Annotated in this window: 18 protein-coding genes and 1 pseudogene; 13 read left to right on the plus strand and 6 right to left on the minus strand. The window is 54.4% G+C overall.

The genetic code is table 11. The annotated features are described in order from the left end of the window. Positions 1-43 precede the first annotated feature (43 nt). From AC6I8F_RS19435 to AC6I8F_RS19445, 3 genes are all read left to right on the plus strand, one after another. Positions 44-973, plus strand: a complete 930-nt coding sequence (locus tag AC6I8F_RS19435; protein ID WP_021508802.1) for a RepB family plasmid replication initiator protein — start codon at positions 44-46, stop codon at positions 971-973. Between the two features lie 1,839 nt (positions 974-2,812). Next, positions 2,813-4,012: an AAA family ATPase gene (locus AC6I8F_RS19440; protein WP_058770419.1), complete on the plus strand. Its 1,200-nt coding sequence runs from the start codon at positions 2,813-2,815 to the stop codon at positions 4,010-4,012. 7 nt (positions 4,013-4,019) lie between these two features. Beyond that, positions 4,020-4,991: a ParB family protein gene (locus AC6I8F_RS19445; protein WP_125311077.1), complete on the plus strand. Its 972-nt coding sequence runs from the start codon at positions 4,020-4,022 to the stop codon at positions 4,989-4,991. 506 nt (positions 4,992-5,497) lie between these two features. Here AC6I8F_RS19445 and AC6I8F_RS19450 read toward each other — a convergent pair. Continuing rightward, positions 5,498-7,429: a sigma-54-dependent Fis family transcriptional regulator gene (locus AC6I8F_RS19450; RefSeq protein WP_127835049.1), complete on the minus strand. Its 1,932-nt coding sequence runs from the start codon at positions 7,427-7,429 to the stop codon at positions 5,498-5,500. 271 nt (positions 7,430-7,700) lie between these two features. On the opposite strand from AC6I8F_RS19450, the gene ssuD reads away from it, so the two are divergent. The 8 genes from ssuD (at position 7,701) to AC6I8F_RS19490 (ending at position 17,166) form a co-directional block, all read left to right on the plus strand. Beyond that, positions 7,701-8,876 (plus strand): FMNH2-dependent alkanesulfonate monooxygenase, encoded by a 1,176-nt coding sequence (ssuD, locus tag AC6I8F_RS19455; RefSeq protein ID WP_498028924.1) that lies wholly within the window; start codon positions 7,701-7,703, stop codon positions 8,874-8,876. Positions 8,877-8,890: 14 nt separating this feature from the next. Beyond that, a complete protein-coding gene (locus tag AC6I8F_RS19460; protein WP_498028925.1) occupies positions 8,891-10,297 on the plus strand; it encodes an FAD/NAD(P)-binding protein in 1,407 nt (468 codons plus the stop codon). 74 nt (positions 10,298-10,371) lie between these two features. After that, on the plus strand, positions 10,372-11,766 hold the full coding sequence (locus AC6I8F_RS19465) for an LLM class flavin-dependent oxidoreductase (protein ID WP_058770423.1): 1,395 nt from the start codon (positions 10,372-10,374) through the stop codon (positions 11,764-11,766). Beyond that, complete coding sequence (locus tag AC6I8F_RS19470) at positions 11,763-12,773, plus strand: methionine ABC transporter ATP-binding protein (protein ID WP_498028926.1); 1,011 nt, start codon at positions 11,763-11,765, stop codon at positions 12,771-12,773. The genes AC6I8F_RS19465 and AC6I8F_RS19470 overlap by 4 nt, the downstream gene beginning before the upstream one ends. Beyond that, positions 12,770-13,468: a methionine ABC transporter permease gene (locus tag AC6I8F_RS19475; protein ID WP_058770425.1), complete on the plus strand. Its 699-nt coding sequence runs from the start codon at positions 12,770-12,772 to the stop codon at positions 13,466-13,468. Before AC6I8F_RS19470 ends, AC6I8F_RS19475 begins: the two co-directional genes overlap by 4 nt. Next, positions 13,465-14,340, plus strand: a complete 876-nt coding sequence (locus AC6I8F_RS19480; RefSeq protein WP_058770426.1) for a MetQ/NlpA family ABC transporter substrate-binding protein — start codon at positions 13,465-13,467, stop codon at positions 14,338-14,340. Before AC6I8F_RS19475 ends, AC6I8F_RS19480 begins: the two co-directional genes overlap by 4 nt. A gap of 174 nt (positions 14,341-14,514) precedes the next feature. Next, complete coding sequence (locus AC6I8F_RS19485) at positions 14,515-15,948, plus strand: MFS transporter (RefSeq protein ID WP_058758925.1); 1,434 nt, start codon at positions 14,515-14,517, stop codon at positions 15,946-15,948. 3 nt (positions 15,949-15,951) lie between these two features. Next, positions 15,952-17,166: an acyl-CoA dehydrogenase family protein gene (locus AC6I8F_RS19490; protein WP_264444314.1), complete on the plus strand. Its 1,215-nt coding sequence runs from the start codon at positions 15,952-15,954 to the stop codon at positions 17,164-17,166. A gap of 102 nt (positions 17,167-17,268) precedes the next feature. Here the strand turns inward: AC6I8F_RS19490 and AC6I8F_RS19495 are convergent, their stop codons facing one another. Then, positions 17,269-17,778, minus strand: coding sequence for a P-loop nucleotide/nucleoside kinase family protein (locus AC6I8F_RS19495; protein ID WP_264444316.1), 510 nt, complete (start codon positions 17,776-17,778; stop codon positions 17,269-17,271). A gap of 410 nt (positions 17,779-18,188) precedes the next feature. On the opposite strand from AC6I8F_RS19495, the gene AC6I8F_RS19500 reads away from it, so the two are divergent. Continuing rightward, a complete protein-coding gene (locus AC6I8F_RS19500) occupies positions 18,189-18,803 on the plus strand; it encodes a histidine phosphatase family protein (RefSeq protein WP_498028927.1) in 615 nt (204 codons plus the stop codon). 162 nt (positions 18,804-18,965) lie between these two features. On the opposite strand, the gene AC6I8F_RS19505 is transcribed toward AC6I8F_RS19500, so the two are convergent. From AC6I8F_RS19505 to AC6I8F_RS19515, 3 genes are all read right to left on the minus strand, one after another. Continuing rightward, positions 18,966-19,793: an SDR family NAD(P)-dependent oxidoreductase gene (locus AC6I8F_RS19505; RefSeq protein WP_498028928.1), complete on the minus strand. Its 828-nt coding sequence runs from the start codon at positions 19,791-19,793 to the stop codon at positions 18,966-18,968. A 367-nt stretch (positions 19,794-20,160) separates the two neighbouring features. Further along, a complete protein-coding gene (locus AC6I8F_RS19510; protein ID WP_059010006.1) occupies positions 20,161-20,988 on the minus strand; it encodes an alpha/beta fold hydrolase in 828 nt (275 codons plus the stop codon). 129 nt (positions 20,989-21,117) lie between these two features. Continuing rightward, on the minus strand, positions 21,118-22,299 hold the full coding sequence (locus AC6I8F_RS19515) for an MFS transporter (RefSeq protein ID WP_498028929.1): 1,182 nt from the start codon (positions 22,297-22,299) through the stop codon (positions 21,118-21,120). Between the two features lie 83 nt (positions 22,300-22,382). Between AC6I8F_RS19515 and AC6I8F_RS19520 the strand changes: the two genes are divergently transcribed. Beyond that, complete coding sequence (locus AC6I8F_RS19520; RefSeq protein WP_498028930.1) at positions 22,383-23,189, plus strand: AraC family transcriptional regulator; 807 nt, start codon at positions 22,383-22,385, stop codon at positions 23,187-23,189. 335 nt (positions 23,190-23,524) lie between these two features. Here the strand turns inward: AC6I8F_RS19520 and AC6I8F_RS19525 are convergent. Next, positions 23,525-24,092 (minus strand): annotated as a pseudogene (locus AC6I8F_RS19525) (cysteine hydrolase family protein). Positions 24,093-24,119: the final 27 nt, after the last annotated feature.

Here is a 24,119-nt window from a genome sequence, read left to right on the forward strand (position 1 = left end):
CAGATACCGATCCTTTTCATCCACAGAATGAAGATCTCAGGCTATGGCAGATAAAGAGAGTGAAAACAAGGCGTTACTTGAACCTTTTCTGTCGGTGACGAAAAACAGTGGTGAAGTTATTCAGCTTCATCCGAATAAAAATAACACCGTACAACCGGTCGCACTGATGCGCCTGGGTCTGTTTGTTCCTACCCTGAAGTCAACGGCGCGCGGAAAATCCGGCGCAATGGCTTCAACCGATGCCACCAAAGAGCTCAAAAACCTGTCGCTGGTGAAAGCGGAAGGTTATGAAAAGATTACCATCACTGGCGCACGGCTGGATATGGATAATGATTTCAAAACCTGGGCCGGCATCATTCAGTCTTTCTCGCGTTATCCGTCGAAAGGCGACACCGTCACGCTGCCGTTTATCGACTTCGTCAAGATGTGCGGTATTCCCTCAGCCAACTCGTCCGCGGCGCTGCGTAAGCGTCTTGACGCCTCGCTGCGACGCATCGCAACCAATACCCTGTCGTTTGAGGGGAATGGTAAGGCCTACCACACGCACCTGGTGCAGTCGGCTTACTACGATCGTGAGAAAGATCTGGTGCGTATTCAGGCCGATCCTAAGCTGTTTGAGCTGTATAACTTCGACCACAAGGTGCTGCTGCAGCTGCGTGCTATCTCGCGCCTCAAGCGTAAGGAGTCGGCGCAGGCGCTGTATACCTATCTGGAAAGCCTGCCCACTAATCCGGCGCCTATCTCCCTGGCGCGCTTACGCATGCGCCTTAATCTCGGCTCAAAAACCACCACGCAAAACCATGTGGTGCGGCGCGCCATGGAGCAACTGAAAGAGATTGGCTATCTGGACTACTCCGAAGTGAAACGGGGCCGTTCGGTATTTTTCATCATCCACAGCCGCACACCCAAACTCGATGGTATCAGCAATCTGGAAAGTATCGATTCGCTGGAAGACCTCGATTTCGAAGACTGACTTCACCCATTCACTGTAATCAGTCAGCTCTCTTCGCGCAGTGTCACTGAGCCTAAAAGTGACACTGCCGCTTTACCCTCATTCACTGTAATCAGCACAATCTGATCTGTTCACTGTAATTGGTAGCATTCACTGTAATCAGTGGTCGCTGCCGGTATCGCCTGTTCCGTAAAAACCCTCCAAACTTCCTTTTCATGCATAACAGCGCTTTTATTGATAGTGGGTACTTACCAGGTGGGTTGACAGACATCTCGTCTACGATTTCAGAGACCGTCTGGCTGATTACAGTGAATGTCTGGTCTGCTGCGCGATTCTGCTGACCACAGTGAACACGTAAGCATACGACCTCACTGATTACAGTGAACGCTTTATCGTATCTGACTGAAAATTAAACGTAATAATCGATATGCAGCAATACATTCACTGTATTCAGTAATTGTGCTGTAAAAGTAACCAGTAAAAGTGACAGGGTTGGTCACTATCACTGATTACAGTGAATCGTGGGAAAGTTTACCGATTATAGTGAACGTCATTTCATGATGAAACGGCTCTCTGCGTTACTGATTGCAGTGAACGTTCTCTACACTCCCCTACCCTCACCGCAGGCACTGGCCTGCAAGGGAGATAAAGCCAGCTACTGACTATAGTGAACGTTATCGGGGTTGAGGCGTAGCGGGCATGCACTGATTACAGTGAATGTGTTCGTCAGGTACTGCTGCTTCAAAGAGCATCGCGCGCGAACCCGGCTACTGATTACAGTGAATGTTGTTAGCTGAGTGCCCTTCCCAGTGCTGCGCGACCATCTCTCAACCTGGCGCGATAAAGATGATCGGGTTTACTGATTACAGTGAATGCTCAGTGAGGCAGGTCAGCGATTCAGGCTTAAACACGCTTTTCCTTTTACTGACTATAGTGAATGCGCCGCAGCGATCAGGTTATGAATATCTGCTCGCGGTCACATTACTGATTACAGTGAACATTGACGAAAAGGTATTCATAGTTTACTGACTACAGTGAATGTCGCTGGCATCGACGTCGCAGTTTACTGATTACAGTGAATCTCATACCTGCTTCAATCGATGCGCTGGCAGATTGCCGCCAGTAAGGCTGCCCTGAACATGGCACTGCACGGCGCTCGCCGCGGCGCAGCCCAATTTTCCTGCAGGTGATGCTCGCCAGCCCGCAATCGCACACCGCGTAATTCTCATCGTGTGCAGCTTCTCCCCTTCGCACTGGCTGGCAGCACTCTCTCACACCGTGCATTGCAGGCAGTCAGTGAGGGAAGAATGTAGTGGGCTTGTGCTGACTATAGTGAATCCTGACCATTTGGTGAGCAGATGATGCGCGGAATAACTGACTACAGTGAACATTTACTCTTGCGCACTGACTCACCCTGGCGCCGGTAGCGCTGTCCCTGCGCTAAAGGATTACTGATTACAGTGAATCTTCCGGCAGGGTTACTGATTGCAGTGAATGTTACGCTGAGTACAGTGAACGCATTCCATTTTTTTACGCCACCCGCTGATTACAGTGAACGTGCGGACTGCTCTGTCAGGTAACGGCGCGCAACATTTCACCGTAATTGACCGCTTCAGCCAGAGATGTCGGTTACTGATTACAGTGAACAGTGGCAGAGTGCCGCCCTTACGCCGAGCACCTTTTCATCAATTGATGGGTAAACAATCAACGCGCGCTACTGACTGCAGTGAACGTCTGGTTTAACCCCCTCTTGCAAAAGGTCTTTTTACAACGCGAGCCGATGATGAACAGATGAGATAGATTTGCCTCATGTGCAGGATTTCGGTATAAAGTCATAAATCCTACATGTGTGGAGCAAGTATGGCTAACGATGAGAAGCAAGTTCTAAAAGTCGCTCAACGCTCAGAAAGAATGCTGATGAGCCTGACGGAGCAGATTCAGGCGCAAAAAGAAGAGTTGCACGAGAATACTTTTTACCAGGTTTATGCCAAAGCGGCGTTAGCCAAGCTGCCCAAGCTGACGCGCGCCAGTGTCGATTACGCGGTTAACGAGATGGAAGAAAACGGCTATCCGTTTGATAAGCGCGCGGCCGGCAGTTCCACCAAGTACGCGATGTCGATCCAAAATATTATCGACATCTACCATCATCGCGGCGTCCCGAAATACCGCGATCGCCATCCTGAAGCGTTTACGCTGTTTGTCGGTAACCTGAAAGGCGGCGTGTCTAAAACCGTTTCCACGGTATCGCTGGCGCACGCGCTGCGCGCGCATCCGCACCTGCTGTTCGAAGATTTACGCATCCTGGTTATCGATCTCGATCCTCAGTCTTCGGCCACCATGTTCCTGAATCATGAACGTTCGGTCGGTTTGGTTGAAGCCACCGCAGCTCAGGCGATGCTGCAAAACGTCAGCCGCGACGAGCTGAAAAGCGAATTTATTGTGCCGTCGATTATTCCAGGCGTTGACGTACTGCCTGCCTCTATCGATGACGCTTTCATTGCCTCACGCTGGGAAGAGCTGTGTGCAGAGCATCTGCCGCAGCAAAACGTGCATGCGGTGCTGTATGAAAACGTGGTGGCTAAGCTGAAAAAAGATTACGACTTCATCTTTATTGACAGCGGCCCACATCTGGATGCCTTCCTGAAAAACGCCATTGCCGCTTCCGATTTGCTGATGACGCCGGTGCCGCCGGCACAGGTTGATTTCCACTCCACGCTGAAGTATCTGACGCGCCTGCCCGAGCTTATCGACATCATCGAAGAGTCGGGAGCCACCTGCCGGTTGCAGGGCAACATTGGCTTTATGTCCAAGCTGTCGAATAAAGCGGACCACAAGATGTGTCACAGCCTGGCGAAAGAGATATTTGGCGGCGATATGCTGGATGCGGCGCTACCTCGGCTGGATGGCTTTGAACGCTGCGGTGAATCGTTCGATACGGTTATCTCCGCTAACCCATCTACCTATGTCGGCAGCAGCGAAGCCCTGAAAAACGCGCGTTCGGCGGCAGAAGACTTTGCCAAAGCCGTTTTTGACCGTATTGAATTTATCCGCCTGAACTGAGGTTATTATGAGCGCAAAAAGAATCACTATTGGCCGCACCTTCAGCCAGAGCCCGTTACAAAATGAACCCAGCGAGGATGGCCACTCCCAGACGTTTATCCTTTCCACCGGTAAACGCGCCCTGTTCACCCTGGAACACATCACGGCTAAAGAGATAGAAGAACGTACGTACGTGGTGATGGAAACCAACGGCCGTGACCAGTCCGGTCTCACGCCAGAGTCACTGCGCGATATCATCCGTACCATTAAACTGCAGCAGTTCTTCCCGGCCATCGGCGTGAAGCGTGGCGATCGGATTGAAATCCTCGATGGTTCGCGTCGTCGGGCGGCCGCGCTGCACTGTAAAACCGGGCTGGATGTGCTGGTTACCGACGTTGCCATCTCTGCCGAAGAAGCCCGTCGTCTGGCGCAGGATATCCAGACCGCGCGTGAGCATAATCTGCGTGAAGTCGGCATGCGTTTGCTGTCACTGAAAGACAGCGGCCTGTCGCAAAAAGAGATTGCGCAAACTGAAGGGCTGTCACAGGCAAAAGTGACCCGCGCGCTGCAGGCTGCCAGTGTGCCGCTGGAGCTGGTCACCCTGTTCCCGAACCATTCAGAATTGACCTATCCTGACTACAAAACGCTGTTGCAGGCCTACGAAAAACTGCAGGAAACCGGTCAGACTGTTGATGCTCTGATCGAAACCATCGGTATGGATGTGGACAGCGTCTGTGCGCGTGAAGGCCTGGCGGAAGATGAAGTCAAGAATGGCATCCTGAGGCTGGTCCGTAACGGTAGCCAGACGCTGGTGCAGGCGCCGGCTAAAGATAAAGTGGTGGCGACACCGCTGTGGACCTTCGCGGATAAAGACCGTTACGCCCGCAAGAAAACGCGCGGACGCATGTTTAGCTATGAGTTTAACCGCCAGTCCAGAGAATTACAGGAAGAGCTGGATCGTGTTATCACCGAGACGCTGAATAAGTATCTCAATCAGTAATAGCGCTTCACCTCTGATGATAAGCAATCTGTAGCAGAACAATCCCGTACACCCTGTACCGTGCCGCTACAGATTGTTACCTCACCCACCAGATATCTCCCCCCAAAATTTCATCCTTCGCCAGCGTGATTTCAGCGCTAAGTGCATGAAATCAAATTAACCTTAGCCGGAATTTCAGGCTGAAATCGCCAGCTCAGCAATGTAATACGGTGAAACCGCGCCATCGCTGTCTGAGACTTTTATGATGGCAAGCTTTGCTGGATGCGAAATCGACAGTGAAAACAGCAGGGGGAATCCTTAATGAAATTTGCCGGAATCAGGCGACGTTCGCCATGGCGATTTCACCTCTAACTGTTTGAAAAAAGGGTTTTTATCTGCAGGATTTCAGGCTGAAATCGCCCGAATTTCACAGCAAATCTTCATGCTGCCGTGAGAAAACGGGGATTTAGCCAGACGATATTCAATGTGTTATCCACAGAAAACGTGGATAACTTTTACTGTAGCCCCTATGCCATAAGCGCCGTCTGGCTGGGCGACTGCCACACTGCATCACGCACGCGCACCGGTTTATGAATCAAACCGAGCGCATAAAAGCGGTCAGCGATAGTTTGCTGTTCTTTGATGACGTGGAAAACCATGGCCCGCGTCTGGTGGCTGCGTCGGGATAAGGCACGTTCCACGGCTGCGAACTCCAGCCCCAGTTCCTGCGCCAGCATAGTGGCGGCTTCATGGCGATGATTATCAATAAAGGTCCCGGTTTGCTGCAGGCTCGTCACCAGCTGCTGCACGATATCGTCATGCTGCTGCACATAATCATGGCGCGCCAGATAAAACTGGTGGTTGTGCACCCGGCCTTCGCCCTTCTCCAGCACGCGCAAATCGGCGTTGCTTTCTGCGGCACTTAGCAGCGGATCCCACATCATCCAGGCATCGACGGCCAGATAATCGCTGGCTGTGAGCGGATATTTCGGCGGCGTGTACACCACTTTAATTTCATCCAGACCGATGCCGGCTTCCTCCAGCAGCTGTAACAGCAGCCAGTGAACATTCGATCCTTTATTGACCGAGATACGCTTACCCCGCAAATCTGCCAGGCTGTGGATAGTACTGTCGCGTGGCACCACAATCCCGACGCTGCCCGGCGCGGGTGGCTCCCAGGCGATATAAGTCACGGCGTTACCGCTGGCCTGCGCGAAGATGGGCGGCACCTCACCGGTGGTGCCGAAATCAATCTCATTATTTTGCAGCGCATATAACAGTTGCGGACCGGCAGGAAACTCACTCCACACCACGCTGATACCCTGCTGGTTAAAGCACTGTTCCAGCGTCTGACGCGCTTTCAATACGCCAAGATTGCCAAATTTCTGATAGCCGATACGCAACTCGCGTTCAGGGCGCGCGGCCCCGCTGGCGTGTGCGAAGGCCATGACGGCGGACTTGCGCCGCCCTTTTATGACGCCCATCTGTGCCAGATGCGTGCGCAGCGTGTGCCGGCTAATGCCCAGCAGCGTGGCGGCCTGCGTCTGATTGTTGTCCGCTATTTCCAGTGCGTTACTGATCAGACTCTGAATCACCCGATCAAACAGCTGTTGCGGTTCGCGTGTAATCTGCTGGCGCAGAAAACTATCCAGCGTCGAATCGTCCGTTTCGCTGTATCCACGTTCACTGTAACCTGCCAGCCGCAGCTGCGTCGGCGTTAATGTCTCATCGCGACTGAGCAGCACCGCATTGTGCAGCGTATTCTCCAGCTCACGAATATTGCCGGGCCAGCTGTAGTCGCGCAGTGCTTCCAGCGCGTCAGGCGACAGGCGACGTGCCGGACGGCCAAGGCGGCGTGCATACAGGGAAAGGAAATGCTGGGCCAGCAGCGGGATATCCTCGCGACGCTGGCGCAGCGGTGGCAGGGGAACAACGGCGATATTCAGACGATAAAACAGATCTTCACGAAAACGCCGTTCGCGAATTGCCTGCGCCAGATCGACATGGGTTGCGGCGATAACGCGCACGTCTATTTTGATGGCCTTGCGTGAACCGACGCGCGTGATCTCACGCTCCTGAAGGACGCGCAGCAGTTTAACCTGCAGCGGCAGGCTCAGTTCACCTATCTCATCCAGCAGCAGCGTGCCGCCCTGCGCCGCTTCAAACCAGCCAGGGTGCGCCTGAGTCGCGCCGGTAAAGGCACCTTTCTCATGTCCAAACAATTCAGCTTCTGCCAGGCTTTCTGTCAGGGCGCCGCAGTTGACGGCCAGAAACGGGGCATGCCGGCGTGGACTGTGGTGATGCAGATACCGCGCGACCACCTCTTTGCCGGTGCCGGTTTCGCCCACAATAAGTACCGTGGCGTCGGTGGGTGCGAATTTATCCAGCAGCGACTGGAAAGCCAGCGATGCCGGGTCGACCAGGCGAGGTGAATCCGGTTGATTGTAAGGTGTCAGCATGAGATGGCTCCTGTAAAGGTCTGCCATCACGCTAAACCCGGTAAGTGGCAATGAACAGCAGGAAAAAAGCATAAGCAGTTGCATATGCAGCAAATGCTGTTGGCGTTGCGTTGCAATTGCAACAGACATTACGCGTTCTGATGGCCTAACTGACTGAAAATGCACAATCTCTGTTTCGTTAAAACCTGGCATGCTTTTCGCTTACGCCTATATAACCAAATAGAAAGTAATGAATGAACGTTTTCTCATAAAGTTATATAGGATAAGCATAATGGCCGATTCTGCGCACGAGAGCATAAATGTCTTCTGGTTCCTGCCGACGCACGGCGATGGCCGTTACCTGGGTACCACAGAAGGCGGACGCCCGGTTGATTTAGCCTATTTACAGCAGGTCGCGCTGGCCGCCGACAATCTGGGCTTTTACGGCGTCCTCATTCCGACAGGCAAAAGCTGTGAGGATTCCTGGCTGGTGGCTTCCGCGCTGGCACCAATGACGCGCCGGCTGCGCTATCTGGTCGCCGTACGGCCAGGGTTACAGCCACCCACGCTGGCAGCGCGCATGGCTACCACGCTGGATCGTCTGTCGGAAGGCCGTCTGCTGATTAACGTGGTCACCGGCGGCGATCCGGTAGAGAACAAAGGCGACGGCATCTTCCTCAACCACAGCGAACGTTATGAAGTGACTCGCGAGTTTCTGGATGTGTATAGCCGGCTGATGCGCGGCGAAAAAGTGGATTATCAGGGCGAGCATATTCAGGTTGAAGGCGCTGAGGTGCTGTTTCCACCGGTGCAGGAAAACGGTCCACCGCTCTACTTTGGTGGCTCATCGGAGGCAGCAATCGACGTGGCGGCGCAGCAGATTGACACCTATCTCACCTGGGGAGAGCCACCGGCGCAGGTAGCAGAAAAACTGGCGGTCGTGCGTGAGCGCGCTGAGTCACGCGGCCGGAAACTCGAATACGGTATCCGCCTGCATGTGATTGTGCGTGAAACCGAAGAAGAAGCCAGAGCGGCGGCGGATAAACTGATTGCCCATCTGGATGACGACACCATCGCTCAGGCGCAGAAGATTTTTGCCCGCATGGATTCCGCCGGTCAGGCGCGCATGAGTGCGCTGCACAACGGTTCGCGTGATAACCTCTACATTGCGCCGAATCTGTGGGCAGGCGTCGGACTGGTGCGCGGCGGTGCCGGCACCGCGCTGGTGGGCAGCCCGCAGCAGGTCGCTGAACGCATCCGGGAATACCGGGCGCTCGGCGTGACTAACTTCATTCTTTCGGGCTATCCGCATCTGGAAGAGGCCCATCGCGTGGCTGAATTGCTGCTGCCTCTGTTACCGCTGGCCCACGGTCAGCAGCAGCGCGCCCGTACCATTAACACTGGTCCGTTTGGTGAAACCATCGGCGGCGATAAGCGCCCATCGGCGAAACAGACGAGCGCCAGCTGATGCAGGAGAAGGCGATGGCAACAGCGCACATCATTATTGTCGGCGGGGGCTTCAGCGGCACAGCGCTGGCGATTCACCTCGCCCGCACGTCGCTCGCGCCGCTACTGATTACAGTGGTCGAACCGCGCGCCAGCCTCGGCGCCGGTGTTGCCTATTCCACGCCGGAACCGGCACACCGCATCAACGTGCCGGCTGCGCGTATGCAGCTCAGCGGAGAAGAGCAGGGCGCCTTTGATCGCTGGTATCGTCAGCAGCCGGAATGTTCACTGGACTCAGCAGCACACTGCGCCGATGGCGCGGTGTATCCGCAGCGTGCGCTGTTTGGTCGCTATCTGGCGCAGCAGTTTGCCGCCGCCGCTGAGGCGCATCCGCATGTCACTCTGCGTCACGTTCAGGCGCGTGCGCTGGCATGGGAAGGGCAACAACTGCTGTTGAGTAACGGTGAAACCCTGACTGGCGACATCCTGGCACTGGCCATCAGCCATCCACCGCCGTCGCTGCCACGCATGCTACAGCCGTTTGCCGACCATCCGGCGCTGATTGCCAACCCGTGGCAGCCAGGCGTGCTGGATAGCGTTGAGCCTGATGCATCGGTGGCGATTGTCGGCACCGGCCTGAGCATGGCTGATGTGGTGGCTTCGCTGGCGACGCGTCAGCATCAGGGGCCGCTGCTGGCGTTCTCACGGCGCGGACAACTGTCACGCGCCAATCTCAGCGGCGAATGGCCGGAGTGGACACTGGCCACGCAACCTCAGCCCAGCGCGCGTTGCTGGCTGCGGCATATTCGTAATGATGTCGCTCGCGCCGCCGCGCAGCAGCTGCCGTGGCAGCGTGTGCTTGATGAGGTGCGTGTGCAGGGACAAACCATCTGGCAGTCACTCCCGCTGCCTGAACAGCGACGCTTTGCACGTCATCTGCGTTCATGGTGGGATGTGCATCGCTATCGCATTGCCCCGCAGGTCGCCGCCGTCATCGCCCGGCGACAGCAGCAAGGTAGCCTGCAGGTATTGGCCGCTCGCCTCGTGGCGATTCACGCTCACCCGCAGCAGCTGGAAATCACCCTGCGTCAGCGCGATGGCACCCGGCAAAACCATGTGCTGGATAAACTGATTGTCACGACCGGACCGGGACATGAAGCGCTGACGACCAGCCAGCCGCTGCTGCAATCGCTCAGCGAGCAGGGCCTGATCCGCGCCGATGCGCTCGGCTTCGGCATTGATGTGGATCACCGCTCGCGCACCCTCAACCGGCACGGCCAGCCCAACGCACGCCTGTTTGTCGTGGGCCCGGCGGCGCGCGCCCGATTTGGCGAGCTGATGGGGTTGCCGCAGGTGGCCGATCACGCGGCCGCCGTAGCGGATGAAATTCTTAAGGTATTGCCTGTCGCTCACGCTGAGCGATGTCCCCCTTCCGCCTCCTGAACACTCAACATCCTGAAAATTAACTGACGAACGCCGGGTCGCTGCACGATCACGGCCTCGCTATGGAGATTGCTATGCCATCGCAACGCGAAATACGCCTGAATGCCTTTGATATGAACTGTGTCGGTCACCAGTCGCCCGGACTCTGGGCCCATCCCCGTGACCGCTCATGGCAGTATAAAGATCTGGAATACTGGGTTGATTTGGCGCGCCTGCTGGAGCGCGGCAAGTTTGACGGCCTGTTCATAGCCGATGTGCTCGGCATTTACGATGTGCTGAACGGCAACGGTGACGCGGCGATACGCCAGGCTACTCAGGTGCCGGTGAACGATCCGCTGGCATTGATTACGCCGATGGCGCTGGTCACAGAGCACCTCGGTTTCGGCTTAACCGCCTCGCTGTCGTTTGAGCATCCATATCCGTTCGCGCGCCGTTTGTCGACGCTGGACCATCTGACCAAAGGCCGCATTGGCTGGAACATCGTTACCTCCTATCTGGAGAGCGGCGCGCGCAACATTGGTCATAAAGCGCAAACCGATCATGACAGCCGGTATGACTATGCCGATGAGTACCTGCAGGTGGTCTACAAACTACTGGAAGGTAGCTGGGAGCAGGATGCGGTGCTGCGCGATCGTCAGCGTCGTATTTTTAGCGATCCCGGCAAAATCCATCCGATTAACCATCAGGGTACCTTCTTTAACGTACCGGGCATCCATCTGTGTGAACCCTCGCCGCAGCGCACGCCAGTGCTATATCAGGCCGGTGCATCGAGCCGCGGCAAACAGTTTGCGGCTGAGCACGCAGAATGTGTGTTTGTCGCCGCGCCGTCCAAAGTGCTGTTGAAGAAAACCGTGGCCGACATCCGGCGTCGTGCTGCCGAAGCCGGTCGCGATCCGCGCAGTATTTTGATCTTCAACCTGCAGACGGTGATTGTCGGTGAAACCGATCGGGCGGCGCAGGCGAAGTGGCAGGAGTATAAAAACTGGGTCAGCTACGAAGGCGCGCTGGCGCTGGTTTCTGGCTGGACCGGCATCGACTTTGGACAATATCAGCCGGACCAGGTGCTGAAATACCTGCACACCAACGCCATTCAGTCAGCAGTTGAAACTTTCTCTACTGCCGATCCCGATCGTCAATGGACGGTGAAAGCCCTGGCTGACTGGGTGGGCATCGGCGGTTTTGGCCCGCTGCTGGTAGGCAGTGCGGCAACGGTGGCGGATGAGCTACAGAGCTGGGTAGAGGAGACCGACGTGGATGGTTTCAACCTGGCGTATGCGCTGACCCATGAAACCTTTGAGGATGTGGTCGAGCTGCTGATTCCGGAGCTGCAAAAACGCGGCGTTTACAAACAGGATTACGCCGCGGGCACGCTACGCGAAAAGCTGTTTGCCGCCGGGCCGCAGCTCAGTGCGCCGCATCCGGGTGCTGGCTATCGCGTACGCAGCGCGCAGCAGCAGGAGGTCATATGATCGAAATCGAGCGCCTGAGTAAACACTACCGTGCGCCGGACGGTCGCGTCACCGACGTGCTGAAAAACATCACGCTGCAGGTGCCGGAAGCCAGCATCACCGCTGTGGTCGGACCGAGCGGTGCCGGAAAATCTACGCTGGCGAAATGCATCAGCCTGCTGGAGCAGCCGAGCGGCGGCAGCATCCGGGTTAACGGCAGCGACTTATCCCGGCTGGATGGCGAAGCGCTGCGCCGCGCCATCGGCACGGTATTTCAGTCTTCCGCGCTGCTGCAGCGTAAAAGTGCCTGGGAAAATATCGCGCTGCCGCTGCGCTATCTCGGTGTGGTCGAGCGCGATATCCGCGCCCGCGTCGGCGAGCTGCTGGAGAGTGTCGGACTGAGCCACAAAGCCAGCGCCTTTCCCACCCAGCTCTCCGGTGGGCAGCGGCAGCGCATCGGTATTGCCCGCGCGCTGGCGCTGCGTCCCTCTGTACTGCTGGCCGACGAAGCCACCTCCGGCCTCGATCCGGAAGCGACGGTCACCATCCTTGAGCTGCTGAAAAAACTGCGTGACGACTACCGGCTGGCAATCGTGCTGATCACCCATGAAATGGATGCCGTACGTCAGGCGGCGGATGCGGTTGCCGAGATTCGCGATGGAGAGATAGTGCAGTATGGCACCGTCAGTGCGCTGCTGGCACAGCCGGACAGCGCGCTCGGCCAGCGGCTGCTGCCGCTGACGGCACAAGTCAGTGATGCCGGACTGGTGCTGCAGCTTAGCTACCGTACCGATGTCGCGGTGGCCAGCGACTGGATTTCGCGCATCAGCCAGCAGTTCGCTTTAAAGGTGGATCTGCTGGGTGCGCATGTCGAGCGGGTCAATGGCATCCAGGCCGGACGGTTGCAGGTGGGCATTCATTTTCAGCAGGAGCAGGTGCCGCTGGCACGGTTGCTGACGCAGCTGGAGCAGTATGGCCTGGCGGCCAGCGTTGCTGTCAGCATGCCGCCCTTGCGGGAGGCGGTATGAGCGTATCCGTGATAAGCCAGGACACGCCCTGGCCTGAAATTCCGGCACTGATGCTGCCAGCGCTGGGTGAAACCGCGCTGATGGTTGCCATTGTGATGCTGTTTGTGGTGAGCCTCGGTGGCGTGGTTGGCGTGGTGCTGTTTAACACCTCGCCGCGCGGACTGTTTCCGCAGCGCGGCGTGCATCGGGTGCTGAGCTGGATCGTCAATATGGGGCGCTCGTTACCGTTTCTGGTGCTGATGGCGGCCATCATTCCGTTTACCTTCTGGCTCACCGGCACCACCATCGGTATTCCGGCGGCGGTGGTACCGATGATCGCCGCCGGGATTCCTTTCTTTGGCCGCCTGGTCGACAACGCATTACGCGAGCTGCCCGGAGAAGTTACCGCCGTGGGGCTGGTGTGCGGCGGTTCGCGCTGGCAGATCATCCGCTCCGCCCAGCTGAGTGAAGCGCTGCCGGCGATTGTCGCAGCCATCACGCTCAACCTGATCTCCATGATTGAGTACTCGGCCATCGCCGGCACCATTGGCGCTGGCGGCATTGGCTACCTGGCGGTGGTGTATGGCTATCAGCGGTTCGATAACCACATCATGATCGCCACCATCGTGGTGTTAATTGCACTGATTCAGACCATTCAATTTTTCGGCGACCGGCTGGTTGCGGCCTTGCGCCATCCTCAGGGGACATCGTTATGACAACACAAGAATTTGAGTTACGTAAAACACGCCGCTGGCCGTGGCTGCTGCTGATTATAGTGGTCATTTTGCTGGCCGTCGCTGGCTGGTTGTGGCGCAGCCAGCAGCCGCAGGCGGTGGTGTTTGGCACCACGCTGAAAGTGCATTATGAGCCGGCAATGGCCGGGGAACAGAAGCTGATTGACTATGTGGGTGAGCATATCGCGCCGGACTACGGCCTGAAGCTGGAGGCGGTCGGTGTGCAGGATCCGGTGCAGGCGGACCGTGCGGTAGCAGAAGGGCAGTATGCTGCGACGGTCTATCAGCATCAGTGGTGGCTGAAGCAGGTGGTCGATGCTAACGGCTTCCAGCTCACTTCCAGCCTGCCTCTGTTCCAGTGGGCCTTTGGTATTTACTCCGATCGCTACCACTCTGTGGCGGATCTGCCGCAGGGCGCAACCATTGTGGTGCCCGACGATGGGGCGAATCAGGGCCAGGCGCTCTGGCTGCTGGCGCGTCAGGGATTGATCACCCTCGATCCGACGGTAGAACCGCGCACCGCCAAACTGAAAAACATTGTCGGTAATCCGCACGGTTTCGTGTTCAAAGAGCTGGATCTGCTGACCATGCCGCGGGCGCTTAATTCGGTCGATGCGGCGATTGGTTATGTGTCGCAGTTTGACGCCGGTAAAGTCCCGCGTGACAAAGGCATTCTGTTCCCGCCCGCGCCGCGCACCTTTGCCTCGCAGCTGGTGATCGGTACGCCTTACCTGGAGCAGGAGAATATCGTCAAACTCAGACAGGCATTTGCCGATCCGCGCGTACAGCAGTGGCTAAAAACCACCGATGACCCGCTGGTCAAAGGCGTACTGGTGCCGGTTTCTGCTGAATAACTTTACTGCCGAATACGCTACCCGGACCCGCATTGCGCGTCCGGGTTTTAGTGTTGGTGTCTTTTTTATCTTATTGATTATATTGTAATTAATAGCAAATATTGTTGCTTTGGTTCCCTGCATAAAGCGCTTATAACCACCTCACCTGCACAACAAAAACAGACGTGAGGCGTTATGAGTACTCTTCCTTTAGAAAACACCTTGCCGGCTTCGCAACCGGTACGTTCGGTCAGTGATGTGGCAAGGCTGATCAACACCCGCAGTAGCAAAAACAACTATGCGCGCATGATTGTGTTTCTCGCGTTGGGTGGCGTGTTCCTGGACGCCTACGACCTGACTACGCTGTCGTACGGCATTGATGATGTGGTGCGCGAGTTTCAGCTATCGCCGTTTATCACCGGGCTGGTCACCTCATCTATCATGGTCGGCACCATCGTCGGCAACCTGATTGGTGGCTGGCTGACGGATAAATACGGCCGCTATTCGGTGTTCATGGCCGACATGCTGTTTTTTGTCGTATCGGCGATTGCGGCGGGCTTAGCACCCAACGTCTGGGTGCTGATTGGCGCGCGTTTCCTGATGGGCATTGGCGTGGGCATCGATCTGCCGGTGGCGATGTCTTATCTGGCGGAATTCTCTAAATTTGCCGGCAAAGGCAACAAAGCCGCACGGCTCGCGGCCTGGTGCCCGATGTGGTATGCGGCTTCCACTGTGTGTTTCCTGCTGATTTTTGGCCTCTATTTTCTGCTGCCTAAAGAGCATCTCGACTGGCTATGGCGCGCCTCGCTGCTGTTTGGCGCGGTACCTGCGCTGTTGATCATCGCGGTACGCAGTAAGTTCATGAATGAATCACCGTTGTGGGCCGCGAATCAGGGCGATCTGACCTCGGCGGTGCGTATCCTGCGTGATTCGTACGGTATTCATGCACACGAAGCAGAACCAGAAACGCCACCCGCGGCGGCGGCACCGAAGGTGAGTTTTCGCGTACTGTTCCAGAAGCCGTGGCGTGAACGCACCATCGTTGCCGGCGTAATGAATATCTGTATTTCGTTTGAGTACACCGCCATCGCCTTCTTCCTGCCGTCGATACTGGCGCAATTTCTTGGTGCCGGTGTGTTCGAGACCATCTCAGCTTCGCTGGGGCTGAACGCGCTGTTTGCCTTTACCGGCGGGCTGCTGGGGATGCGCCTGGCGTGGAAATATCCGTCACGCCACGTGGCGATCGCTGGCTTTGCGCTGCAGTTTTTGGCGCTGGTGGCGCTGGCACTGATTGGCCACCCGCAGGCGCTGGTGGGCATCGTGTTCGCGGTGCTGATGCTCGGGCTGTGGCTGTTCGCTGAAGGCTTTGGCCCGGGCGCGCAGCTGATGGTCTATCCGGCGCTCTCGTATCCCACCTCGATTCGCGCGACTGGCGTCGGCTTTAGCCGTGCGCTGTCGGGCATCGGCAGTGCGCTGGCGCTGTTCATTCTGCCAATTCTGCAGGCGGCGCTCGGCACCAACATGTTCTGGGTGGTATCGCTGGCCGCCATCATTCCGATCTTTTTCCTGCTGGCGGTGCGTCACGAACCGACCCGCCACGACATCGACGACCTTTCCCCTCAGGAGTAAAACATGAGCATTCTCTCTACCGGTACTGACTATGACACGCTGGCGGCGCACTTCCGACCGCTGTTTGCCCGCATCGCGGCGGGCGCGGCGGAACGCGAGCGTACGCGTACCTTGCCTTATGAACCACTGCAGTGGCTGAAGGAGGCCGGCTTTGGCACGGTGCGTATTCCACAGCAAAAAGGTGGCTGGGGCGCCTCGCTGCCGCAGCTGTTTCAGCTGTTGACTGAGCTGGCGGAAGCGGATTCCAACCTGCCGCAGGCGCTACGCGCGCACTTTGCTTTTGTCGAGGACCGGCTCAACCAGCCGGACAATGTGGAGCGCGATGCGTGGTTTCGCCGTTTTGTTGATGGCGAGCTGGTGGGCAGCGGCTGGACGGAGATTGGCAACGTCAGGCTGGGCGACGTGATCACCCGCGTTACGCCTGCCGCCAATGGCTGGACGCTAAATGGCGAGAAGTTTTACAGCACCGGTGCGCTGTTCGCCGACTGGATAGACGTTTACGCACGCCGCGATGACAATCAGGGTGACGTGATCGCGCTGGTTAATACGCATCAGCCGGGCGTCACGCGTGAAGATGACTGGGACGGATTTGGCCAGCGCCTGACCGGCAGCGGCACGACGCGCTTCGAGCACGCGCATGTGGAGACGCAGCACGTGTATGATTTTGCCACGCGCTTCCGTTATCAGACCGCGTATTACCAGCATGTGTTGCTGGCGACGCTGGCGGGCATTGCGCGCGCGGTGGCGCGGGACGGCGCGGCAGCCGTTGCCGCACGAAACCGCGTTTACAGTCACGGCAACGGAGCTGCCTCGCGGCAGGATGCGCAGGTGCTGCAGGTGGTGGGCGAGATCACCAGTCTGGCATTTGCCGTCGAAGCCACAGTGATTCGCGCTACCCATTCACTGCAATCAGCGTATGAAGCGCACGTCAGTGCCGATGAAGCGGCCATCGCCGCCATCAACAACCTGGCGGAAGCCGAGGCCGGACAGGCGCAGGTGATCGCCAGCGAGCTGGTGCCGCGTGCTGCCACCGAATTGTTTAATGCGCTTGGCGCGTCGGATACGCGCGTCAGCAAAGCGCTGGATCGTCACTGGCGCAATGCGCGCACCGTCTCGTCGCATAACCCGGTAATCTACAAAGCGCGCGACATCGGTGACTGGAAAGTCAACGGCACGCCGCCAACCGGCATCTGGCAAATCGGCAGGGGAGAGGGGTAACCAGCCTTGATGAACAAACGGCGCCGTTATCGGGCGCCGTTTAATGGCGCATAATCCGGCTGCGTCATGGAATTAGCACGTCATAAGCCGCAACCCGGCGGCTTAAGAGCGGTATTCAATAATATTGAAACCTTCATCAGCCGCTGGCGCTGAGAAATAACGGCTTATGATTTCAAACTGTTTATCTGAAGCGGCAAAATCGTGGGTGCCAGCTGCGTTACGGGCACGTAATCGGCTCTTACACACCTCATCAGGGACGTTAAGGAAATGCAGGTGGTTAGCAGCACCTGATGCTTTAATGATACTCATCATCCATTCACGACTGGCGGGTGTATTAGCCGGAAAATCCAGCACTACCGACATCCCCGCGTTAAGTAATGACACCAGATGCGGTTTCATGGCATTTCTGAGTTTAGAGGAATACTGCACGTAATCCGCGACCGTGTGCATTTCATCGGCATAGAGCGCTGCAAGCCAGCGATCCTCACTGATAATGAGAGTATGTGGTGCAGCACCTAATTTTGCGGATAACGTGGATTTACCCGACGCAATTTTTCCACATAACAGGTGAAGCGTGGCTTTCTCAGGTGATGCGACATCGGTGGTGTTCATGGCTGACCTCACTGGTTGATTACCGGTAAGGCCCGCCTTACCGGCGGGAAAATGGCAAACGTTATCCCACCTGAACGTGCAAGGTGATAATAATGATTGCGGAAGACAGAGCTGAGCAAGTTTTCATCGTTTTAAACTAACAGGTTAAGTCTCAATAATCACCTGATGCTTTGCTTTAGCTGTGATGGCAGCGTGTTGTTGATAGCGGAGTGCGCAGGGGGTAGGGCCGCTTTGTGCCAGGAGCGGACATTATCTACGTTCGATGCATCCTTCGTGAGACAGGCCATCCCGGTTTGCATTCAGCTAAACTTTTTCCTGTTTTTCGTCCGGAACAGAAAGAATTCCGCTACAGCTGGCTGGTATGTTTGGTCCAGGACATTTAAATCAACAACATGCATGGTCCACTAACGATGAAAGTGATTCTTGTTCGACACGCAGAAACAGAGTGGAATGAGAGAGGTGTTATTCAGGGGCATAGCGATAGTACGTTGACTCTCCGGGGGGAGCGCCAAACATCAGCCTTACTGGCAGCATTTGTCGCGAGTGATTACCAGGTTGAACGTGTTTATGCTTTTCCACTTGGTCGTACCTGGCAAATGGGACAGAGCCTGTCTGAGTGCTTTAGTTGCTCATTGGTAGCTGAAACAGCCCTTGAAGAACAGGCATTTGGTCAGTTTAAAGGCATGTCAACGACACAGCTCCTTCAACACCATCCGAAAGATGCAAATGCGTTATTCAAATTTGATGCGGAGTATTGTCCGCTAGAGGGAGAGTCATTAGCACAGGCAACTCAACGAGTAATAAGTTTCTTACAAAATCTGCAAGGCACCAAACAACATCATTGCGTATATATCGTGTCGCATGGGCATGTCAGTCAGGGAGTGCTGGCAATACTCAAAGAAGGGACTATCGATAACTTTACCCGGTACGCTCACCCCAATGCGACTTACTCCGTTTTCGATTTTTTGGATGGAAAATGCACTGCGCTCAGATGGGGAATTGCCACACATCTACTTGAACGTTAGGTTCTGGTGGCCGTTTGAGTTAGGCGATATTATCTTAAACACGATGTCCGCTTCTCGCTCATATCGAACATTAGCCGGACGTCCGTCCGCTTTGTGCCAGAAGCGGACATTCCTTTTCAAGGAAAAGGGGAGCGCCAATCCCCAATTTAAAAAGGTAAGTTGTCAGAAGTCAGTCGAAGACGTCAGATCACCATATTTTTTAATGACTGAATCAATTTGCTCTCTCTTCTTCTCAAAGACTTTAAGCGCGTCGCTGCCAAGCGGAAGAATGACCGGCGGCTCGGGCATATTCGTGATTTCTATTAACACGCTGGCAAGTTTTTCCGGATCTCCAGGTTGCACATGATTACCAGCATCCAGTTCTTCTATCCGTTTTTGCGATTCAGTTGCATAGGCATCAATGCTCACTGATCCATAACGAACGGAACTTCGGTCAAGGAAATCCGTCCTGAAGCGGCCCGGATAAAGGCACGTAACGGCGATGCCAAAATCAGCAACCTCCTGTGCGAGACCTTCAGACCAGCCAGCCATTGCATGTTTTGACGCGCAATAAACAGACGAACCCACGAAACCTTCAATGCCAGCTATGGAAGCGATATTGATGATATGACCGCTTCCGGCTTTACGCATGACGGGCAGAACTGCACGGGTAACATTAAGCGTACCCAGAAAGTTGACAGCCATTTGCGCTTCAACGGCATCTGCATCAATCTCCTCAAAAAAACCTAACTGACCGTACCCGGCGTTATTAACGAGAACATTCAGGCCCCCAAAAGCCTCAAGTCCTGACTTAACCGCCTCCTTAATGGATTCAGGGTCGTTCAGCTCCAGCTTTACTGATAATAGCCGTCCGTCCGCTATGTCGTTAAGTTCCGAAAGATTTTCAGGTCGTCGGGCTGTAGCGATAACGTTATCACCGTTTTTCAATGCAGCCCTGGCGATGACCAAACCAAGACCACGTGAAGCTCCAGTTATCAGCCATGTCTTCATTTTCGATACCCCTCACTGAATGGTTTAATCGCCCATTAACCATCAACATTTATCCGATGAAAATTATGTTGCGTAAGAATTCAGCCGCTTCATTCGAACGTTCTGTTCTGCCAATGGTATACGCAGCGCGTACTGGCTCTATAATTGCTTCTCTGCAGATAAGCCCAATAAACCTTTCATTAACAGCGTGTCGATAATTTGCGTGCCTGCCGCATTAATACCTACATATCTTGCATAATACCAAAGCATTACCTGAAATGGTTAGATTAATGATATTATCGCCCTTTTTGTTAAAATAAGGCGTTACTGTGTGCAGTTAAATCAAAATCATTTATCCTTATGAGGATAAAAAAGCTGTCTAAATTTTTCAGTTTGACCACTGTCGCAAAATGCTGGCTACGACAACCTCCACCGCGTCCTCCTGAACAAGGTGTTTTGAATCAGCGACAGTAATAAAATTCTGATGAGGCATGCGACTGGCAAATCGTTTACCATCACTCAGACTTATCCATTCATCCTTCTCGCCCCAGATAATAGTTGCAGGGCAACGAAACTCGTTATAACGGTGTTCCACTTCAGCTGTATATTTATCATCAATCTGAGCAACCTGCCGCCAGAACGCTTTTTGGCCGTGTTCACCTAACCATTGATCCAGATAAAGATGCATGTCATTTTCATTTAAGGGCCTTTCTACGGCGTTAGCAATATAGGCCCGGGCAACAGCCTCATGGACATATGCCGGAAGCTCATTAAATACGTTTTCATAAGCTTTTGCTGCCACCACCAGGGGCGAACCAACTGGAGTTACCGAAACGGGATCGATGACAACAAGCGAGTTATAATCAAGACCATTGAGAATATGTCCCCGCAGGGCCGTGGCGCCGCCAAAATCGTGCGCAACAACGTCCGGATTTTCAATTCCCCAGAATTTATAAAGAGCCGACCAGACGTGATTCTGGATGCCTAATGATGTATCAGTATTTAGAGGTTTATCGGATTCACCAAACCCAAGTAAATCGAAATAAAATACCTGGCGTTCTTCGGCAAGAACGGGGGCTATTCTGCGCCAGACCTGAGAAGAAAATGGCCAGCCATGTATTAATACAGCTGGCTTTCCTTTACCGATAGTTCCCCATGCAATTGAGTGGCCTTTAAAATCAAAGCGTTCAGTTAGAAGCAGTTTTTTATCAGACATACCATTCCTCATCATTAATTAAAAAACAATCAGATAAATAATGAACTGAAATCAAAACTTAGTGATAGAGCCTCCCTTTTCGAAAACCTTTCATATTACAAGTGAAGTTTTTACCCGGTAAGAATAACTTTATCTGGAAATTATTCTCTGCCTGCCAGCCAGCAAACCGAATACCGCGTCAAGAAGGGCAAGCGTGACACACAGAATTAGCGGCATATGCCAGTTATGAAAGATTTCGTTCAACTTTCCAATAACCACCGGGCCAGCAGCGGCAAGAAGATAACCAATACATTGCGCCATACCCGACAACACAGCCGCCTGGCCAGCGTGTTCAGTACGTAAGCCGATAAATGTGAGTCCCAGAATAAAACTTGCTCCCGAGCCCAGCCCAAGCAGCACGGACCAGATCGCCGCCTGACAGGGAAATGCCATCAGTCCAAGAAATCCCAGCGCCATCGAGCCAGCCGAAATCACAGCAGCAATACGCTGATCCTTCATGTGGCGAAGAGTTGGGCCAATTATCAGGCCAGGCAAAGCGATAGCCAGCTGCAGAATTCCGTGCATTGTTCCTGCTTTTGCCGGTGTCATTCCGGCATCAGTCAATATGGCAGGTAACCAGCTGATAGCGATATAACTGATGACCGAGTTAAGTCCCAAGAACAGCGTTACCTGCCATGCCAGTGCTGAATGCCAGATTACAGATGAAGATCCCCGCGGAGTTATCACAACTTCGTCGGCCGGAGCTCTACGCAACTGTGGGATCCATACGGCAATCGCCAACAGAGGCAGAACGATCAGTGCTAAAAGAGCATTTGACCAGCCGATAGATGCTGATAACGGAACGATGGCAGTCGAGGCAATTGTTGCCGCAATCCCCATACTTAAGACATAACAACCGGTAATTAATCCAATACGTTCAGGGAAGCTTCGTTTTATCAGGCTCGGCAAAAGTACGTTCGCAATTGCTATACCCGCGCCGATGACGGCAGTACCCGTAAAAAGCGCTCCGGGCGTGTCAAATGCACGCAACAAAATCCCGCCAGCAACCAGACTGACGCCGGCGAAAAGTGCACGGCTTAATCCCAACTTTTTCCCCAGCCAGGCACTTATGGGAGATAACAATGCAAAAACCAGTAAGGGAAGCGTGAGAATTAACCCGGTCATTGTGGTTGTCAGATGAAAATCCCGGGTAACGAGATCAAGGACTGGCGGCAAACCGGTGAACGGAGCACGCAGGTTCGTCGCAACCACTAATACCCCTGCAAAGAGGAGCACTTTTGATGTTTCTGGCGGGTTAAACGACTTGCGCATTTGGGGTTTCCTTATGAAAAACTTTACTCTATACACCCCGCATTTGGTTTAATATGCATGAAATGACATGTACCATTTAAATTATGACAATACGAACTTCTCTCGCGGAATTAAATTCGCATTTCAATCCTGACGCAAACGACCTGCCGGTCATCGCCCTGCGACTGGAAGTAGAACAGAATACGACTGAGCTGCCTGTGCATCAGCATCGAAAAGGACAGCTTGTCGTCGCACGGCACGGTGCAGTGACATGTAAAGTACCCAGAGCCCTCTGGCTTGTTCCTCCTCAGCACGCCGTATGGATCCCCGGAGGGATGCCGCATAGCAACCTTTCTACACACAATGCCAGAATCAGCTATTTGTTTGTCGAACCTGATGTAATACCGATGCCGGAAGAGTGTTGTACGCTTGCGCTCACCCCCCTTGTTCGCGAACTTATCGAATATGCAGCAGACCAGGAGCAGGGTTATCCAAAGCAGGGCATCGTTGCACGGACGATGGCCGTACTGCTGGAACATCTGTCGGATGCGCCGGTAGCTGAATTACATTTGCCCGTTTCTGAACATCCTAAAATCGCTTTCATAGCTGATTCCCTTACCCGTAATCCGGCTGACCGCACCACACTGGAGCAGTGGGCCAGTGCCACAGCAATGAGTAACAGAACGCTTGCGCGTCTTATTAAGTCGGAAACAGGATTGACGTTTGGCCGATGGCGTCAACAGATCCACCTGCTCATTGCTTTGCGTCAGCTCTCATCAGGAGCGTCAGTTCAGCAGGTGGCCGGGGAACTGGGCTACGATACCTCAGCGGCCTTCACCCTGATGTTCAGAAAAGCCCTGGGGAAACCGCCGACACAATATTTCGCTGACCTTTATCAGGAAAAAAGATAGCGCTCATTGCATGGGGTAAATGAGGAAAACCTGAGAAGTGACCGAAGTTTGCAGGGTTTGCAACAGGAGCTACCCAGACTGCATTATCCCATGGAAGCGCTGTTCTGCACCCGCACCGTCCGGTAAAAGAGCAGGCCGGACGAATTTCACCGAACCGGATGCTGCGCATGCGAAGCGTTTCTTAAAATGTCGTTTCTGACATCTCATCAATTTCCGCTTTTCGCTCACACTGAACTCTCTGGATGTATCTGATATCTGCAACGTACCTGAAGCGGAGTTCATATGACCGGGCATACCCGGTCATCTTCCGCCAGTAGATTATGGTTATTTTGACCTCAGAAATTCATATTTTTATGCCCAGACTTCTGATATTTCAGATGAACTGGTAACAAAAGCATGTTGAGGTATTATTTTTTCAAGTAAAAACACATTGGTTTCATGAGCTGGGTCTGCGCAACAATCACTCACAACGATGAGGCGGTAATCAAGGTCGAAAGCTTGCCCGACTGTAGAAAGCACCACACCACTGGTCGTCACGCCTGTAAGGATCAGGGTTTCGATGCCTTGTGCACGGAGAATCATATCAAGTTCGGTAAAAGAAAAAGCACCGACCCTGCGTTTAACAATGACGGGCTCATTCTCTGCCGGCGCGACATCAGCATGAATAGCCGAGCTCTCGTTATCAGCCATAAAAATTCCATTCTCTTTTATGGACGAGAAAATCGTGTTGTTCTGGCTTACCTCAGGGTAACCCCTGCGGAATCCGACACTAACGTAGATAACCGGTACGCCTGCTGCGCGTGCGGCAGATATCAGCGAGGCCGTGTTGCGAATAACGTTTCCAGCACTCTCATGCGGGAGAAAGTTGTTGAGAATGATCGTCTGAAAGTCCATTACCAGCAGCGCGCTGTTATTATTAATGTTACTGAG

The sequence above is a fragment of the gamma proteobacterium symbiont of Axiagastus rosmarus genome, assembly GCF_059730925.1.